Source organism: Methylocystis sp., assembly GCF_021731785.1.
Taxonomy (GTDB): Bacteria; Pseudomonadota; Alphaproteobacteria; order Rhizobiales; family Beijerinckiaceae; genus Methylocystis.
The window spans coordinates 44,546-61,656 of record NZ_JAKFWS010000008.1; the positions used below are offsets into that span (position 1 = coordinate 44,546).

Here is a 17,111-nt window from a genome sequence, read left to right on the forward strand (position 1 = left end):
AAAAACCGGCGTCCACTTTTTCGCGAGCGCGCTCTAGCGCCGCACGCCCGCGCTAGTCGAGGCGATAGGCGGCGTGACAGGCGTTGCAGGCTTGCATGACTTGCGACAATTCGGCAAGCGCCGGCCGCATGTCGCCGCCGGGCCCGATCTTCGCCGCCTCCTGCGCGAATTTGCTCGCCTGCTCATGCATCGTCAGGCCAAGCCCGCGCATCTCGTCGGGCATGTGCGAAGCCATCATCGCCGGCATTTCGCCTAGTTCGCCGCTCTTGGCGTTCGGCTTGCACGCGGCCGCGCCAGGAGACGCCAGGCTGAGACGCGCATCGGCGATCTTTGCGGCCGCCGCGCCGTCGCCTTTGGCGAGCGCCGCAAGAATTTCGGCGACGGCCTCGGCGTGGCCGCGCATATGGGAGAGCATGTGCGCGCGCATCGGCGACGGAAGATCGACCTCCTGGCGCGTGTCGCTCATTTTCGGCGACATTTTCATATGGTCCATGTCCATATGCTTCATATGCTCGCGATGGTCGTCGTCGCCGGCGATTGCGGCGGCGGCGAAGAATGTCAGCCCGCAAGCCGCGGCGAAAAGCAATCTTCTGCTCATGGCCTCCCCCTCCTTTTGACCGCGGCAAGCGTAGCGCGCGACGCGGCGCCGCGCGCGAGACGAATCGTCACGGCTGCGCGCCGGCGGGCAGATTGATGATTTGCCCTTGGCGCAACTTCTTATGATTGAGCGACGGATTGGCGGCGGCGATGTCGCGCCAGCGCTTTTTGTCGCCATAGAGCCGCTTTGCGATGGCGCGCAGCGTATCGCCGCGTCGCACGGCATAGGTTGGTGCTGCGGCGGATGCCGGCGCGCTCTGCGTGGAATGGGGCGCGCACGGAACGCCCGCGGCGACAGGTTCGGTTTGCTGAGAGGCGGTCGCCAGCGGCGTGTCGGCGACGACGAACTCGCCGCGCAACATGCCCATCCAGCAGCTCCACGGAATGACGCCTGCCTTTTCCGGCGTGAATTCGATGGTCTGCCGTCCTGGCTTGATGTCAAATTCGAGTTTCAAGGATGGAACGACAATCCGATGGTTGCAATTTGTCACTTCCGTCGCGTTGATCACCCATTTCACCGGCACGCCGCGCAGCAGCGTGAAGCGGTTGGGCGTAAAGCCAAGGCCATTGGCCTCCATCTCGATCGTTTGCGTCTTCGGTGCGGTGGGGGCCTCTTGCGACTGCGGAAGTTCAACGGGGGCGGGGCGCCGCCAGCTCGTCATCAGCGACGCGAGATCGGCGCCCGAGCCGGTGAGGATCAGTCCGCGATTGATCATCACCGCGCCGAGCGCGACGACAATCACGCCCGAGGCCGTCAGCAGGCGGTGGGTCACGGCGCTTGAAAGCACCGTCGTCAAGGCGCCGAAGGCGAGCATCACCGGCAAGGTCCCCAGACCAAAGACGAACAACGTCTTCGCGCCTTCGACCGGGCTGCCCGTTCCCGCCGCCATCACATACATCGCCTGCAACGGACCGCAGGCGATCATCAGCCCGTTGAGCAGGCCGATCACGAAAGGCCGGTGACGTCCGCTCGCCTCTCGGTTCACCCAGTTCTGGAGCGGTCGCGGCAGGCCGAACCGAAAGCGGCGCAGCGGCGCGAACAGGCCGAGCATATTGAGCCCAAAAACGATGAGGAACGCGCCTGCCGCAGCTCCCGCAAGGCCGCGCAACATCGGCGTGAACGCGATGAAGGCGCCGAGCCAGCCGAAGGCGGCGCCGATCGTCGCGTAAGACAAAGTTTTTCCCGCGCCATAGGCGAGGTGCGAGACGAAAGACGAGCGCCCGGCGCGCGCATCGGCAGTTACGTAGCTGACGACAAAGCCGCCACACATTCCCACACAGTGGAACCCGGTCAGCAGCCCCAAAAGGAAGAGCAGACCAAGACTCATATGCTGGGCGATGTCGGGTTCGCCGTCAGCGCTGATCCAACGCGTGTCGAAGAGGATAAGCGCGGCGAGTCCGGCGAGCGCCGCGACGATGATCGCCAATCTGATGAAAGGCGAACGCCGGCGCTGCGCGTCTTCGGTCAGAACGACGCGATAGCCGTTCTGCTCGACACTCTCGCGGATTGCGCTGAAATTCGTCGCATCGGCGTCATAGTCAACGACGATCGTTTCCGTCGGATAGCTCGCCGAGACGCTACGCACCCCGGCGAGCTTTCTGATCGCCGCTTCGATGACATGTTCGCAGCCGTGGCAATGCATGCCGCGCGCGTGAAAGGTGATCGCCGTTTGGTTCATCTATGATTTAACGCTCGCCGCCGGCGTCGAATCGCGCCCAGCACAGCGCCGGCCGCATTTGCGATCTTACCCGCGCCGTGGCCGGCGCGCGAATTTTGCAAGCTCTTTCCCCGAACTATTTGCCGAGCGTATCCATGCCTAGAAGCTTGTAGGCAGGGCAGAAGTTGATGAAGGCCGTCGCCAGCGGGATCAGCCCGACGAGACCCCACAGCGTTTGCGGACCGACAAAGACGAGACTGAGCAACAAGAGGCCGGCGACGATGCGGATGATCCGATCGGTCTTTCCGATATTGGCTTCCATGACTGTCTCCCTTCCTGATGCGGCCATGCGAGCCTATCGCTTTGCGTGAACGCTCTCAGCGACTATGTCGCTTAACGCGCGGCCGTCTATTTTTGCCTGTCGTCGTCGTCGTCGAGTTCGAGCCACATGGCGTTGAGGATGGCGAAGGCGCAGGCGAGCCCCAGCCCCAATATCCAGGAAAAATACCACATGCCGCGCTTCCTCCCGCTTAATAATAATAGTCGTCGCCGCGACGGATCGCCGCCTCGCTCACTGCGCCGCGCAGCACGTAGTAGACCCAACTCGTGTAGGCGAGAACGATCGGCAGAAAAACGATCACCGCCACAAGCATGAGCGAAAGAGTCGCTTTGCTGGACGAGGCGTCCCAAACCGTCAGGCTTTGGCTCGGCTGAGTGGACGACGGCAGCAGGAAGGGGAACATGCTGAAGCCCGCCATCGCCGCAACCCCGGCGACCGACAGGCTGCTGGCGAGAAGCGCGATCCTTCTTGCCGCGAAGGCGAAAGCCAGCGCCGCAACAAGCGCGCCCGCATAAGCGGCGGCGGGCGCGGCGATCATCCAGCGATATGCGCGGTAGTTGTCGAGCCAGGCGCCGGCTTCCCGCGTCACTGTCTTCGCCAGCGGATTGGAGGGACCCGCGTAGTCGATCGCGCCGGCGATCCGATAGCCTTCGACGCCGAACAACGTCCATAGTCCCGCCACCGAGATCAGCAGAACAAGCAGGATCGCGGCGATTGCGCCATATCGGCGGGCGCGGACGGCGACATCGCCCTCGCTCTTCACGCTGAGCCAAGCGGCGCCCTGCATTGCGAGCATCGTCACACTGACGATGCCGCAGAGCAAAGCGAAGGGATTGAGGAGGCCGAGAAGGCCGCCCTCATAGGTCGCGCGCAGCGTCTGATCGAAATGAAAGGGAACGCCCTGCAGAAGGTTGCCAAAGGCGACGCCGAAGATCAGCGCGGGGACAACGCCCGAAACGAAGAACAGCCAGTCCCAGGTCTCGCGCCAGCCGCGTTCTTCCCTCTTGCCGCGAAATACGATGGCGACGGGCCGCAGGATGAAGCCGATGAGGACAAGCAGCATCGCGAGATAAAATCCGGAGAAGGACACCGCATAGAGCGGCGGCCAAGCGGCGAAGACGGCGCCGCCTCCGAGAATGAACCAGACTTGATTGCCCTCCCAGACGGGACCGATCGTGTTCAGCGTCACACGCCGCTGCGCGTCGCTGCGGGCGATGAAGGGATGCAGCATGGCGACGCCAATGTCGAAACCGTCGAGGACGGCGAAGCCCGCGAGCAGTACGCCAAGCAGCGCCCACCAGATGAGACGAAGCGTCATATAGTCGAGCATTGCATCGGCCTTTCTTTAGAGGTTTTTGGCCGACGCCGGCGCCGGAAGCGCCGGCGCGCCCGAGGAGTGAGGCTCTTCCGACTGCGGGCCGATGCGGACATATTTGACGATCAGCGCGACATCGATGATAGCGAGCGCGCTGTAGAACAGGACGAAGGCAGCTAGGCTCGCCGCGACATTCGACGCAGGGACATTCGAGACGCCGAGGAAGGTCGGCATCGTCGCGTCGATGATCCACGGCTGCCGTCCATATTCGGCGACGATCCAGCCGAGTTCGGCGGCGACCCAGGGCAGCGGCAGGCTATACATCGTCAGGCGCAGGAACCATGGCTTCCCGCAGCGGCGCTTGCTCGACAGATAGAACGCGACGGCGAACAGCGCGATGAAATAGAACCCCAGCGCCACCATGATGCGGAACGACCAGAAAAGCACCGGCACGTCGGGAATCGTCGTAAGCGCAGCTTCATGAATCTGCGCGTTGGTCGCATTCTCGATATCGGGCCTGATGCGCTTGACGAGCAGCGAATGGCCGACGTCGCGCATAGAGGCTTCGAGTTCCGGCGGAACCGCGGCGTTGGGACGGCCGCCTTCTTTCGCAAGCCACTGATAGCCGGCCATGCCGTTGCGGATGCGAGTCTCGGCCCGTTCGACAAGAGCCTTCACGCCTTCTACAGGCTTGTCGAGCGAACGCGTTGCGATCAGCCCCAGAACCCAGGGGATTCGGATCTCGTCTTTCGTCGTCTCGCTCTTGAGATCGGGAAAGCCGAAGACCGTAAAGGACGCCGGCGGGGGCTCCGTCTCCCACATCGCCTCGATCGCGGCGATCTTCATCTTCTGGTTCTCGCCCGCCGTGTAGCCGCTCTCATCGCCGAGCACGACAACCGAGAGCGCGGAAGCCAGCCCGAAACTTGCGGCGACGGTTAGCGAGCGCCGGGCGATAGCAAGGTGACGACGGTTCAATATGTAATAGGCGCCGATCGACATGACGAACATCGCGCCGGTGACATAGCCGGCGCTGACCGTGTGAACGAATTTCGACTGGGCAACCGGATTGAACAATACCTCGGCGAAAGAGGTGAGTTCCATGCGCATCGTTTGTGGATTGAACGCGGCGCCGACCGGGTTCTGCATCCAGGCGTTGGCGACGAGAATCCACAGCGCCGAAAAATTGGCGCCGAGCGCCACGAGCCAGGTGACGACGAGATGCTGCACCTTGCTTAAGCGCTTCCAGCCGAAGAAGAACAGCCCGACGAAGGTCGCCTCTAGAAAGAACGCCATCAGACCTTCGATGGCCAGCGGCGCGCCGAAAATGTCGCCGACATAATGCGAGTAATAGGCCCAATTGGTGCCGAACTGGAACTCCATGGTGACGCCGGTGGCGACGCCCATGGCGAAGTTGATGCCAAACAGCGTGCCCCAGAATTGCGTCGCCTCGCGCCAGACGACGCGCCCTGTCATCACATAGACGCTTTCCATGATGGCGAGCAGCAACGCGAGGCCGAGCGTCAGCGGCACGAACAGGAAGTGATACATCGCCGTCAGCGCAAATTGCAGGCGCGAGAGCGTGACGACGTCGAGTTCGAACATTTGGAAACTCCTGACGGATGTCAGCGCGGCGCCGCGACGGAAAGCGCTTCCGCCATCTCAGCCGGCGTCACCTTGATGCGATGGGCAGGACCGAAGAACAGGACATAGAGCGCGATGAGCGCCACAAGCTTGAAAGCAAGCGCAACGACGATCTCGCGCCCCAAGGGTCGTATCCGCATGGACTCTCCCCCAGCATTGCATGGCCGCCCGCGCCCTTTATGACAAGGCTCGTCGCAACCGTTCGATGCCGAGCAGCTTCATGATGTAACGCTCGTACACGGGCTCGCTCTGTCCCTTGCGGACCTTGCGAAGGAAGTATTTTTCATAAGCGACCTTGGCGAGATGCACCCACCGTCCCTCGCTCGACCAGTTGACGTTACGCGGCGGAATTTGCGGCTTCGCGACGAAGGCGACTCCCCTGTCGCCGAAATCCGCCAAGCAAACCGCGTTCCACGTGCCTTCTTCTTTCGCGTCGCGCCCCGCGATCAGCGCGGCGATGTTATGCGCCGTCGCCGTCACCATCGACTCGATCATATAGCCGGTCTTCGGCGTGCCGGTCGGCACCGGCGTCGCCTCGACAGGCGGGATCGCGACGCACACGCCGACGCCAAAGACATTCGGGTATTTGGGATTGCGCTGATTTTTGTCGATGATGACGAAACCGCGCGGATTGACAAGCCCCTCGACGCCCGTAAGCGCGTCAACGCCTTTGAACGCCGGCATCATCATCGCGAATTTGAAGGCCACTTCGTGCTCTTTCTTGACCTGCCCCAGGTCGTCAAGCTCGGCGCATTTGAGAAGCCCAGGTTCGATCGCGGTCGTCTTGGCGTTGACGATCCACTTGATGTCGCGATCTCGGAACGCCGATTCAAGCATCCCCTTCGTATCGCCGACGCCGCCTAGCCCCAGATGGCCGATATAAGGCTCCGAGGTGATATAGGTCATCGGCACCTTGTGGCGTATGCCACGCCGGCGCAGATCGGTCGAAAGGATCATGGCGTATTCATAGGCCGGACCGAAGCAGGAGACGCCGGGCGCCGCGCCGATGATGATCGGGCCGGGATCCTTGCAGAATTCTTCATAGGCTTTCGATGCGGTCTCGGCATGCTGCAGCGTGCAGATCGAATGCGTATGGCCGCCGTGAGGCCCGAGCCCTGGCACTTCTTCGAAGGCGAGCTTCGGACCAGTCGCAATGACGAGATAATCATAGGTGACGCTCTCGCCATTCGTCAGCTCAAGCCGATTTTCGTCAGGCAGAACGCGCTTCGCGCCAACGGGGATGAACGCGATGTTCTTTCGCTTGAACACCGGCGCGAGTGGAACCTTGAGCTCCTCGGGTTTGCGCCACTGCACGGCGAGCCAGGGATTGGACGGCGTGAACTGAAAGTTCTCAAGTTCGGAGACGACCGTTACCTGATGCTGCTTTGCAAGTCCCTCACGAACTTCGATCGCTGCGGCGACGCCGCCGATCCCCGCGCCCATGATGACGATATGAGCCATTTACGTTCCTCCCCGCGCGTTGCGCGTACAGTTTTTTTGCGCTGACGGTGCGCTGCTAACACTGAGATGCGTGATCGTAGCGCGCGTGTCCGCGACTTAGTCACGCTGTGCGTCGCAGAGCGAGCGCAATGCCGCGAGATTGACGATTTCAGCGCCGCCGCGCGACAATTTCACCCAGCCTGAGCGCTCAAAGGTCTTCAGCGTGCGGCCGATTACCTCGCGCGCCGTGCCAAGATCGGCGGCGAGCGCCTGCTGTGTGGCGGCGATCTTGTCGCGCGCGTCGCGCAGCGCGAGCAGACGTTCAGCTAACCGGACGTTGATGCGCGTGCAGACGATCTCCTCGATGCGCGACATCAGCTCGGCGAGCCGCTTGCCGTAACCATCGAACACCAGCGCGCGAAAATCTTGGGACACATTCATCAGCGCGCTGAAGCGATCGGCCGGCACGACATAGGCGACAACGTCGGTCTCGGCGACGCCTTCGGCGGCATAGGCGTCGTCCGAAATCAGCGAGGCCGTGGTCAGGATGCAGGTTTCATTCGCGCCAACGCGGTAGAGCACGATCTCGCGCCCCGATTCGGTCACCCGCTGCACGCGCACCGAGCCTGAAACGATCAGCGGAAATTGCGCGCATTGATCGCCGGGCCGAAACAGCACGGCGCCGCGCGGTATGTGCTTGCGCACGGCCGCGTCGCGCAGGAGCGCCTTCGTCGCGGCGTCGAGGCTGCGCAAGGAGGGCGTTTCGTCGACCCAATCGGACGGCATCATCTGCCCTTCGTCGCTAACGATCCAAAGTCTTCACTTGAGCGCGCCGCGCATGGCTAACGCACGCAGCTGTATGTCGATGACGTCTAGAAGGCCGCGCCTGATTTGGCGCCGTAGCGCTTCAGCGCAATCGCCAATGGGCAGAGGCCGGTGAAGGCCGCCTGCAGCAGATTGACGCCGACGAAAGCGGTGAGCAAGAGCCACCACGGACTAAACAACTGGGCCAAGAGCAGACTGAGGAGGACCATGGTCCCGGCGAAGGCCATAACAATGCGATCAATGCTCATGACGAATGCTCATGGCGTGAGTTCCTTCAATTTGGCCCGTGCGCGCGGTTTAGCCGGCTTGCCGCACTGCTCGGCGCAAAACATTTCATAGAGCAGCCCAATGATCCGCGAGACGTTGCCGTCGGCCAGGGAATAGTAGATCGTTTGCGACTCGCGGCGGGTCTTGACAAGCTTGTCCTCGCGCAACCGCGCAAGATGCTGCGAGAGCGACGACTGGCTGAGACCGATCGCCTCCTGCAGCTTCGTCACCGACAGCTCGCCGCCGTGCAGCTGGCATAGCACCATCAGCCGATGGCGGTTGGCCAGGGCCTTGAGAAAGCTTTCGGCTTCCGCAGCTTTCGGCGCGAGCTCTAGCAGTTTTACATTCATGATATCTAAATTACGATTATTGAATATAAATGTCAAGCAAGCCCGCGCGGGCGTAACAGCAAGCCGCCAACAGCAAAGTCGCCAAGAGCGATATGTCGCATTCATTCCGAAGGCGGCGCTCGGTATATTAAGGAAAACTAATTTAAACGAATCGTCCAGGATCGGGCGAATTGGCCAGGGAGGCGAAGATGGTTGAATTTTGCGCGCCGACGCGTCGCTCATTGCTTTTGATATTGGGCGCGGCGGCGGGGGCTGGCGCCTGTCTTGGCGCTCCTTCCTCAGCGCATGCGAAATCGAGCAAAGCCGCCGCCGCCTATCGCGGGGCGCCGAACGGCCGGCAAAGCTGCGCCAACTGCTCCTGGTTCAACCCGCCCTCGGGTTGCAGCGTAGTGAGCGGTCCCGTCAGCGCGCGCGGCTGGTGCAATCTTTGGGGCTGACTGTCAGTCAGGTTGCGAACCAGGAGGGGCGGTGCGCCCCTCTTTGCATACCGACGTCAGACATTAAATTCGCTATTGCTAATTTATGTTTTGCGCATATAACTGAGCCCATGAGACAGATGGGCCGCTCATATCTCGCGCCGACGGCGCTCCTCGCAGCGCTGGCATATGCCTTGGGCGCGAATGCCGGAGAGGTCACGGTCCGCGTCGCGCCGGTGGACGACGTCAAGGCCGTCGTCGCTTCGGTCGAGCCTGCGCATCAATTGACCGCGCGGGCGCGCATCGGCGGCACGGTGAGCGCGCTCAAGATTAAAGAGGGGGATGACGTCGCCGGCGGCGCCGAAATCGCCTCGGTCGTCGATCAGAAACTCTTCCTGCAAATGCAGGCCCTCGATCAGCGCATTCAATCGCAGCAGGCGCAGCGCGACAAGGCGCAGGCCGATTTCGGCCGTGCGCAGGAGCTGTTTCGGCGCGGAGTCTATACCAAGGCGCTCTTCGACCAGGCGAAAACCGCACTCGATGTCGGCGAACGAAATCTTGCGGCGCTGCGCTCCGATCGCAGCGTGATCGAACAACAGGCGGCTGAGGGCTCGGTGCGCGCGCCGGGACCGGGACGCGTTCTCACCATTCCGGCTTCCATCGGCCGCGTGGTGATGCCTGGCGAAACCATCGCGACGATCGCCGAAGACAAATATATTTTGCGTCTGCAATTGCCCGAGCGCCACGCGCGCTTCATGCGCGCCGGCGACAAGGTCGAGATCGGGGCGCGCGGCCTGCATGAAGAAGCGGGCGGCGAACGCAAGCAAGGGCGCGTGCGCATCGTCTATCCCGAAATTCAGGGCGGCCGCGTCATCGCCGACGTCGACGTCGAGGGCCTTGGCGATTATTTCGTCGGCGAACGGGCGCGCGTTTACGTCACGACCGGCAAGCGCGACACGATCATCATTCCGCGCGCCGCGGTCTATCGTCGCGCCGGCGTGGATTTTGTCCGCCTCGCCTCCGGCGAGGAGATCGTCGTGCAGCTGGGCGAGCCGCGCGGCGACGGCGTCGAGATACTTTCCGGTCTTCACGACGGCGACGTGGTTTCGACGCCATGAGCGAAGAGTTTCGCCCGGGCATTTCGGGAACGCTGACGCGCGCCTTCATCAATTCGCCGCTGACGCCGCTGCTGCTGATCGCCTCGATTCTCGTCGGGCTGATCGCTTTGCGCTCGCTCCCGCGCGAAGAGGAGCCACAGATCTCCGTGCCGATGGTCGACATCATGGTGTCGGCGAACGGCTATAAGGCGGAAGACGCAATTGAACTCATCACCCGCCCGCTTGAAGACATCATCAAGGGGGTCAACGGCGTCGAACACGTCTATTCGCAGACGCGCGACGACAATGTGGTGGTCACGGCGCGCTTCTTCGTCGGCACGCCGCAAGACAACGCGGTGCTGCGCATCCACGACAAGATACGCGCCAATATCGGCGAATTGCCGAAGGGCATTCCCGAGCCGCTGATCGTCGGCCGCGGCATCGACGACGTCGCGATCGTCGTGCTGACGCTATCCGCTAAGCCCGAGCGCGCCGATCGATGGACTGACAATGGTCTGTATCAGGTCGCAGAGGAATTGCAGCACGACCTCACCAAGGTCAACGACGTCGGCCTGAGTTATATCGTCGGCGGCAGTCCCAACCAGATCCGCGTCGAGCCCGATCCTGAGCGCCTGTCGCAATATGGCGTGACGCTCAACCAGCTCATCGACAAGCTGACCAACGCCAACCGTTCTTTCCTGGTCGGCGCGTTTCGCGAAGATAATCACGCTGTGCCTGTCGTCGCTGGCCAGACCCTTCAAGGCGTGCCCGACGTCGGGCTGCTGCTGCTCACCACTAGGGATGGACGGCCGGTCTATGTGAAGGACGTCGCCGACGTGCGGGTCGGCGCCGCCGAACCCGACCGGCGCAGTTGGACGATGACCCGTAACGCAGCGGGCGGTCTCGATAAGCATCCCGCCGTCAGTATCGCCATCGCTAAGCGCAAGGGCGCCAACGCCGTCATCGTCGCCGATGAGATCATGCATCGTCTCGAGGCGGTCAAAGGCCGCATCGTCCCCGACGACATCGAAATCGCGGTCACGCGCGACTATGGCGAGACCGCCACCGAAAAAGCCAATGAACTGCTCTTCCATCTGGCGCTGGCGACCGTCTCGATCGTCGCGCTCATCGTGGTGATGGTGGGATGGCGCGAGGGCGTCGTCGTCTTCGTCATCATCCCGACGACCATCCTGCTCACGCTCTTCGCCTCATGGCTGATGGGCTATACCATCAATCGCGTCAGCCTATTTGCGCTGATCTTCTCCATCGGCATTCTGGTCGACGACGCGATCGTCGTCGTCGAAAACATCGTGCGCCACTGGCATATGCGCGGCTCGCGCAGCCTGATCGACACGGCCGTCGAAGCAGTCGCTGAAGTCGGCAATCCGACCATCGTCGCGACGCTCACCATCGTCGCGGCGCTACTACCGATGATGTTCGTCTCGGGTCTGATGGGGCCCTATATGAGCCCCATTCCCGCGAACGCTTCGCTCGCCATGGTGTTTTCCTTTTTCGTCGCCATGACGATTACGCCATGGCTCTTGCTCAAGATCGCCGGTAAGCGTTTCGAGCAGGAGCGCGGCGACGGCGACGACCATGCGCATGAACGCGGCGCCATGGGCAATTTCTACGTCCGCGTCGCGACGCCCTTGCTGAAAGGTCGAAAGCGGTCACAACGGTTTCTGATCGGCGTCGGTCTCGCGACGCTTCTCTCCATGGGGCTTTTCGTGACGAAGACGGTGCGCGTGAAGCTCCTGCCGTTCGACAACAAGTCTGAGATCGCGGTGGTCGTCGATTTGCCGCGCGGCGCTTCGCTTGAAGAAACGGATCGGGTGCTGACGGCGGCGGCCGAGCGCCTGAAGGACATTCCCGAGCTGACCTCGGTTCAGTCCTATGCGGGGACGGCCGCGCCGTTCAACTTTAACGGTCTGGTGCGGCATTACTATATGCGCAGGGCGCCCGAGATGGGCGATCTCGCGATCAATCTGAAGCCGAAGAGCGAGCGCAGCCGCGCGAGCCATGCGATCGCGCTCGATATTCGCAAGAGGCTCGAAGGCCTGCCCGCGCCGGAGCATACCGCGATCAAGGTTGTCGAAGTGCCGCCGGGCCCGCCCGTGCTGTCGACGCTACTCGCCGAAGTCTATGGTCCCGACGCGCAATCGCGGCGCGATCTTGCCGCGAAAGTGCGCAAGGCTTTTGACGCGGTCGATTTCGTCGTCGATACGGACGACAGCTTCGGCCAGTGCGCCGAACGACTGCGCTTCGAGATCGATCAGGAAGCGCTCGAATATCACGGCGTCGAGGAGCGCGCCGTTTATGACACGATCGCCGCGCTGGTCGGCGGCGTGAAGATCGGCTTCTCGCAAAAAGGTGGCGGCGCCAAGCCGATCGATATTTCCGTCGCGTTGCCGCGCGGGGCCATGACGCCGAGCGAAAGAATCCTCTCGACGCCGCTGCCTGCCGGCGGCACGGCGCGTCAGGGAGCCAATGTCGAGCTCGGCGATGTCGTCAAGGCGACGCGCGAACTCGGCTCTTACCCGATTTTCCGGCATAACGGCCGCTTCGCCGAAATGGTCAGCGCCGAGGTCGCCGGACGTTTTGAGGCGCCGATCTATGGAATGCTCGCGGTCGAAAACGAGATCGATAAGATCGATTGGGGCGCCTCAGGCCCGCCGACGATCAAATATCACGGCCAGCCGGTCGATGATTCCAAACCCACTCTGCTCTGGGACGGCGAGTGGGAGGTGACCTATGTCACCTTCCGCGACATGGGCGCAGCCTTCATGGTGGCGCTGCTCGGCATCTATCTTCTCGTCGTGGCGCAGTTCGGCTCGTTCAAACTGCCGCTCGTCATCCTGGCGCCGGTGCCGCTGACGCTGGTCGGCATTGTGATCGGCCATCTCTTGTTCAACGCCGCCTTCACCGCCACGTCGATGATCGGCTTCATCGCGCTCGCTGGAATCGTCGTCCGCAATTCGATCCTGCTCGTCGATTTCATCCGGCATTTGCGCGCGGGCGGCATGAGCTTGCGCGCGGCGCTGATCGAGGCGGGCGCCGTCCGCTTCAAGCCGATCTTTCTCACGGCCGCCGCAGCGATCATTGGCGCAGCCTTTATCCTGACCGATCCGATCTTCCAGGGCCTCGCCATTTCGCTCGTCTTTGGCCTCGCCTCGTCGACGGCGCTGACCCTGCTTGTCATCCCCGCAATTTACGTCGTCTTGCGCGACGACGAAGTCGTAAGGAGCGTCTCATGATCGAAGACTGGGCGGCGCTCGCCAAAAAGCTCTCCGCCGACATAAGAGAATTGCGCGTCGGCTCGCCCGAGGTGCTGAAGGCCTTCTCGACGATGGCGATCGCAGCGGGCGCGCAAGGCGCGCTCGACCCGAAGACAAAGGAACTGATCGCGCTTGCGGTCAGCGTCGCAGTGCGCTGCGACGATTGCATCGCTTTTCACGCCAAAGCCGCGTCACAGCGCGGCGCGACGCGCGAGGAGGTGATGGAGACGCTCGCCATGAGCATCTACATGGGTGCCGGACCGTCGGTGATGTATGCGAGCCACGCGCTCGCCGCCTTCTCCCAGTTCGACGCCGAAAAGCAAGCCTGAGAAGAAAGGAATGAAAATGACTCTGGGCTCTCTCCTGTCGAAACTCGCGGGCGGCGGCGCGGCGCCGACCATTGAGCACGATGATTTCTGTCGCGTGGTCGCCGACAAATCTTGCGCCGTCGTCGACGTGCGCGAGCCGCATGAATATGGCGCCGGCCATGTGCCGGGGGCCAAGAACATGCCGCTCTCGAGCTTCGATCCGACAAAGCTTCCGAAGGGCGACGTTGTCCTTATCTGTCAGGCGGGCGGGCGTTCGGCCAAGGCGCTGGCGCAGGCGCAAAGCGCCGGACGAAAGGATCTTCGCCACTATGCGCCGGGCACCGGCGGCTGGCGCGCCCGCGGCGGCGCGGTCGAATAGACGTCGCGCCAAGAAGGCGTTGCGATACGCGTTCTGTCATCCCCGACGCGCAAAGCGCGATCGGGGAGCCAGAGCGAACTGATCCAGAGTTTGGCGTTGACGGCGCGCTACGCCGCCTTGCCGACCTTGGTCGCTTCGGCGACTTCGTTGATCTTTCCAGTCTTCACATCATAGATGTAGCCGTAAATGGGCACGTTCTTGGGCGTTAGCGGATGCGAACGGATGCGCGCGACGTCTTGCGCGACGCTTTCCTCCTGATTCTTGATCGTATGCCACTTGATGAAATGGCCGGCTGCGCATCCGCCGCCATGTTGCGGGTTCGACCAATTCTTGCCGTCGAAACTCGCCGTCGCCAGACTGTCGTCCAGCAAGTCGCTCATGATCTCGTCGCAGAAGAGCTCCATGCCGCAATTGGTGTGGTGAATGACAAACCACTCCTTGGTGCCGAGCAGCTTGTGTGAAATGACGAGCGAGCGAATTGCGTCGTCTGAAGCGCGGCCGCCGGCGTTGCGGATCACATGCGCGTCGCCCTCCGAAAGGCCGGCATATTTCGCCGGATCGAGACGCGCGTCCATGCAGGTCAGGATCGCGAAACCGCGCGCCGGCGGCAGCGCAAGTTCGCTCTTCTTTCCGAAATTGGCGGCATAAGCATTGTTCGCGGCGACAACTTCGTTGACGATCTGGCTTGCCATGTCTTTCTCCCTTGTTGCGCACGTTGCGTCGAGGCTTCTTTGACCTTGCTCAACATTGGAGCGCTTCAGCATGCTTTTCAAGCTGAGAAGGCGCGCGATCTTCGTGACATAGTCGCTTGACGATCAGCGATATATATTTCGAGGACGCTGGCGCTGATACTGTATAACGTTCGCGCAAACGCGCTCACTCCAGAGGAGATGGTTGTAAGGAATGTCCGATTCCGTAGATTTTTTTCCCGGATTCGCTTCGCACTGGATCGATGCGCCGGCTGGAAAGGTATTCGCCCGCGTCCACGGCGAGGGGCAGCCCGTGATTCTCCTGCACGGGTTCGGCGAGACGCATGTCGCCTGGCGTAAGATTGCGCCGGCGCTCGCGAAGCGTTTCAGAGTCGTTGCGATGGATTTGCGCGGCTACGGCTGGTCGGCGGTCCCCGCCAGCGAGAAGGGCGAGAGTTACTCGAAGCAGGAAATGGCCGCCGACGTCGTCGCCGTCATGGAGTCGCTCGGCCATGTGCGCTTCGCACTCGTCGGTCACGACAGGGGCGCGCGCGTCGGCCAGCGGCTTGCGCTCGATCAGCCCGGCCGATTGGACAGGATCGCGCTCGTCAATATCGCGCCGGTCGACGATGATTTCGGAGACGGAGATTTGCAGCGCGTCGGACGCGCGCGCTTCCTCGCGGCCGAGGCGCCGAGACCCGAAGAGCTTATCGGCCTAGATCCCATCGGCTTCCTCGACGATGCGCTGATGAATGGAACGAAGGCGAAGTCGCTGGAGCCGTTCGGTGCGGACGCGCTCGCCGCCTATCGTCAGGCCTTCAACGACCCGGCGCGCATTCACGCCTTCTGCGAGGATTTTCGCGCCGGCGCCACGATTGATCGCGAGCACCTTGCAGAGGACAAAGCAGACGGGAAGAAACTTGCGATGCCGACGCTCATCATCGCAGGCGAGACGACCTTTCCCGCGAGCGGCCCTTCGGTATTCGACGCGTGGTGCGAGTGGGGCGACGACATCGCCGAAGCGCGCATCGATTCTGGCCTCTATCCGATGGAGGAGGCGCCAGCGGCGACGCTCGCCGCGCTGGAGAGTTTCCTGTGAGCCTTTATCGCGGCAAGACCGTCGCGCTCGCCCTTGGCGGCGGCGGCGCCCGCGGACTTGCGCATATTTGCGTGCTCGAAGCCCTGGATGAGATGGGCGTGCGGCCGGTCGCCATCGCCGGCGCTTCGATCGGCGCCATCATCGGCGCGGCCTATGCGGCAGGGTTTTCCGGCTTGGAACTGCGCACGCACACCCAGGCCATTCTCAAGAACCGCATCGGACTCGCGCGTCGCCTGCTCCATGCGCGGGCGCGCGGACGAAAGCGGCTGCTTTCCCGCGTCGCCCATCCGCTGCTGTTCGACGGTGAGCGCTTTCTGCACGCCTTTTGGCCCGCAGGCATGCCTGAGCGCTTCGAGGACCTGCACATTCCGTTGCAGGTCGTCGCCACTGATTTTCGCCGCCGCATCGAAGCAGTTTTCGCCACGGGTCCGCTGCGTCCCGCCATTGCAGGGTCGATGGCGATACCAGGCGTCGTGCGCGCCGCTGCGAGCGATCACGGCTATTTCGTCGATGGCGGATTGGTCAATCCGCTGCCCTACGATCATCTCTGGGGCCTTGCCGACATCATCATCGCCGTCGACGTCTCAGGCAATTTCGGCGTCGAAACCGGTAAGGGTCCGCCCTCCGCCTTCGAGACGATGATTGTCGCGAGCCAGATCATGATGAACGCGATCAGCTCGCGCATGATCGCGGAGCGGCCCCCCGACGTGCTGATCCGGCCTGAAGTGCATCAATATCTCGCGCTCGACCTCTTCAAGGCGTCGCGCATTTTCGCCGCCGGCGACGCCTGCCGCGACACGTTGCGCCAGGGACTGGCGCAGGCGGCGCTGCGACTTGAAGCTCGGAGCAGGATCGTTTGAGGCGGATCGCAGATGCGATCCGCCTCAAACGTGAATCCTGCTCCATCCCTTAAATCATAGCGCGCTTTAAGCGAAAAACCCGGATTCCACTTTCTCGCAGCGCGCTCTAGCGCCGCGCCTGAAAAAATTCGCGCAGGAGCTGCGCCGCCTCGCTTTCCCGAATGCCGCCATAGACTTCTGGCTTATGATGGCAGGTCGGCTGCGAGAAGAAGCGCGGCCCGTGCTCCACGGCGCCACCCTTCGGATCGCTCGCCGCATAATAGAGCCGCCCGATGCGGGCGAAGGAAATCGCCGCCGCGCACATCGCGCAGGGCTCGAGCGTCACATAGAGATCGCAATCGACGAGACGCTCCGAGCCGAGCGTGGCGCAGGCTTCGCGAATGACAAGCATCTCGGCGTGGGCGGTCGGATCGCGATCGCGCAGCGTGCGGTTGCCTGCGGCCGCGATGACGGAGCCCTTGCGCACAAGCGCGGCGCCGACTGGGACTTCACCCGCCGCCGCCGCGGCGCGCGCTTCCTCGAAAGCGGCGCCGAAAAGATCATTGACGCTCATCT

General features: G+C 62.6%; 20 protein-coding genes. 7 read left to right on the forward strand and 13 right to left on the reverse strand.

The window, feature by feature from the left end; all coding sequences use genetic code 11:
- Positions 1-52: 52 nt before the first annotated feature.
- The 11 genes from QZ964_RS01660 to QZ964_RS01710 form a co-directional block, all read right to left on the reverse strand.
- Positions 53-598, reverse strand: coding sequence for a hypothetical protein (locus QZ964_RS01660; RefSeq protein ID WP_292528244.1), 546 nt, complete (start codon positions 596-598; stop codon positions 53-55).
- A 67-nt stretch (positions 599-665) separates the two neighbouring features.
- Entirely contained in the window at positions 666-2,276 is a 1,611-nt protein-coding gene (locus tag QZ964_RS01665; RefSeq protein WP_292528246.1) for a sulfite exporter TauE/SafE family protein, read from the reverse strand.
- Between the two features lie 115 nt (positions 2,277-2,391).
- Complete coding sequence (locus QZ964_RS01670) at positions 2,392-2,577, reverse strand: DUF2892 domain-containing protein (RefSeq protein ID WP_292528248.1); 186 nt, start codon at positions 2,575-2,577, stop codon at positions 2,392-2,394.
- 86 nt (positions 2,578-2,663) lie between these two features.
- Complete coding sequence (cydX, locus tag QZ964_RS01675; protein WP_292528249.1) at positions 2,664-2,768, reverse strand: cytochrome bd-I oxidase subunit CydX; 105 nt, start codon at positions 2,766-2,768, stop codon at positions 2,664-2,666.
- A gap of 17 nt (positions 2,769-2,785) precedes the next feature.
- The gene (cydB, locus tag QZ964_RS01680) at positions 2,786-3,925 is read right to left on the reverse strand and encodes a cytochrome d ubiquinol oxidase subunit II (protein ID WP_292528250.1); all 1,140 of its coding nucleotides are present in this window, start codon (positions 3,923-3,925) and stop codon (positions 2,786-2,788) included.
- Positions 3,926-3,940: 15 nt separating this feature from the next.
- A complete protein-coding gene (locus QZ964_RS01685; RefSeq protein ID WP_292528252.1) occupies positions 3,941-5,512 on the reverse strand; it encodes a cytochrome ubiquinol oxidase subunit I in 1,572 nt (523 codons plus the stop codon).
- 20 nt (positions 5,513-5,532) lie between these two features.
- Complete coding sequence (gene cydP / locus QZ964_RS01690) at positions 5,533-5,691, reverse strand: cytochrome oxidase putative small subunit CydP (protein ID WP_292528254.1); 159 nt, start codon at positions 5,689-5,691, stop codon at positions 5,533-5,535.
- 37 nt (positions 5,692-5,728) lie between these two features.
- Positions 5,729-7,012: an FAD-dependent oxidoreductase gene (locus QZ964_RS01695; RefSeq protein WP_292528256.1), complete on the reverse strand. Its 1,284-nt coding sequence runs from the start codon at positions 7,010-7,012 to the stop codon at positions 5,729-5,731.
- A 96-nt stretch (positions 7,013-7,108) separates the two neighbouring features.
- Positions 7,109-7,780 carry a Crp/Fnr family transcriptional regulator gene (locus QZ964_RS01700; protein ID WP_292528257.1) on the reverse strand — a complete coding sequence of 224 codons (672 nt, stop codon included), beginning with the start codon at positions 7,778-7,780 and terminating at the stop codon, positions 7,109-7,111.
- Positions 7,781-7,863: 83 nt separating this feature from the next.
- On the reverse strand, positions 7,864-8,064 hold the full coding sequence (locus QZ964_RS01705) for a DUF2892 domain-containing protein (RefSeq protein WP_292528258.1): 201 nt from the start codon (positions 8,062-8,064) through the stop codon (positions 7,864-7,866).
- A gap of 9 nt (positions 8,065-8,073) precedes the next feature.
- Positions 8,074-8,433 carry a helix-turn-helix transcriptional regulator gene (locus QZ964_RS01710; RefSeq protein WP_292528259.1) on the reverse strand — a complete coding sequence of 120 codons (360 nt, stop codon included), beginning with the start codon at positions 8,431-8,433 and terminating at the stop codon, positions 8,074-8,076.
- Positions 8,434-8,621: 188 nt separating this feature from the next.
- Here QZ964_RS01710 and QZ964_RS01715 point away from each other — a divergent pair, with 188 nt between their 5' ends.
- The 5 genes from QZ964_RS01715 (at position 8,622) to QZ964_RS01735 (ending at position 13,908) form a co-directional block, all read left to right on the forward strand.
- Positions 8,622-8,870: a high-potential iron-sulfur protein gene (locus tag QZ964_RS01715; protein WP_292528260.1), complete on the forward strand. Its 249-nt coding sequence runs from the start codon at positions 8,622-8,624 to the stop codon at positions 8,868-8,870.
- 110 nt (positions 8,871-8,980) lie between these two features.
- Positions 8,981-9,967 (forward strand): efflux RND transporter periplasmic adaptor subunit, encoded by a 987-nt coding sequence (locus QZ964_RS01720; protein WP_292528262.1) that lies wholly within the window; start codon positions 8,981-8,983, stop codon positions 9,965-9,967.
- The gene (locus QZ964_RS01725) at positions 9,964-13,200 is read left to right on the forward strand and encodes an efflux RND transporter permease subunit (RefSeq protein ID WP_292528263.1); all 3,237 of its coding nucleotides are present in this window, start codon (positions 9,964-9,966) and stop codon (positions 13,198-13,200) included. Before QZ964_RS01720 ends, QZ964_RS01725 begins: the two co-directional genes overlap by 4 nt.
- The gene (locus QZ964_RS01730; protein ID WP_292528265.1) at positions 13,197-13,550 is read left to right on the forward strand and encodes a carboxymuconolactone decarboxylase family protein; all 354 of its coding nucleotides are present in this window, start codon (positions 13,197-13,199) and stop codon (positions 13,548-13,550) included. Before QZ964_RS01725 ends, QZ964_RS01730 begins: the two co-directional genes overlap by 4 nt.
- Positions 13,551-13,566: 16 nt before the next feature.
- Positions 13,567-13,908: a rhodanese-like domain-containing protein gene (locus tag QZ964_RS01735; RefSeq protein WP_292528266.1), complete on the forward strand. Its 342-nt coding sequence runs from the start codon at positions 13,567-13,569 to the stop codon at positions 13,906-13,908.
- Between the two features lie 107 nt (positions 13,909-14,015).
- Here the strand turns inward: QZ964_RS01735 and QZ964_RS01740 are convergent, their stop codons facing one another.
- Entirely contained in the window at positions 14,016-14,600 is a 585-nt protein-coding gene (locus tag QZ964_RS01740; protein WP_292528267.1) for a carbonic anhydrase, read from the reverse strand.
- Positions 14,601-14,811: 211 nt separating this feature from the next.
- Between QZ964_RS01740 and QZ964_RS01745 the strand changes: the two genes are divergently transcribed.
- Together QZ964_RS01745 and QZ964_RS01750 are read left to right on the forward strand one after the other, a co-directional pair.
- Positions 14,812-15,696 (forward strand): alpha/beta hydrolase, encoded by an 885-nt coding sequence (locus tag QZ964_RS01745; protein ID WP_292528269.1) that lies wholly within the window; start codon positions 14,812-14,814, stop codon positions 15,694-15,696.
- Positions 15,693-16,556 (forward strand): patatin-like phospholipase family protein, encoded by an 864-nt coding sequence (locus QZ964_RS01750; protein WP_292528270.1) that lies wholly within the window; start codon positions 15,693-15,695, stop codon positions 16,554-16,556. The genes QZ964_RS01745 and QZ964_RS01750 overlap by 4 nt, the downstream gene beginning before the upstream one ends.
- A gap of 106 nt (positions 16,557-16,662) precedes the next feature.
- Here QZ964_RS01750 and QZ964_RS01755 read toward each other — a convergent pair whose 3' ends face one another.
- Positions 16,663-17,109, reverse strand: a complete 447-nt coding sequence (locus QZ964_RS01755) for a nucleoside deaminase (protein WP_292528271.1) — start codon at positions 17,107-17,109, stop codon at positions 16,663-16,665.
- Positions 17,110-17,111: the final 2 nt, after the last annotated feature.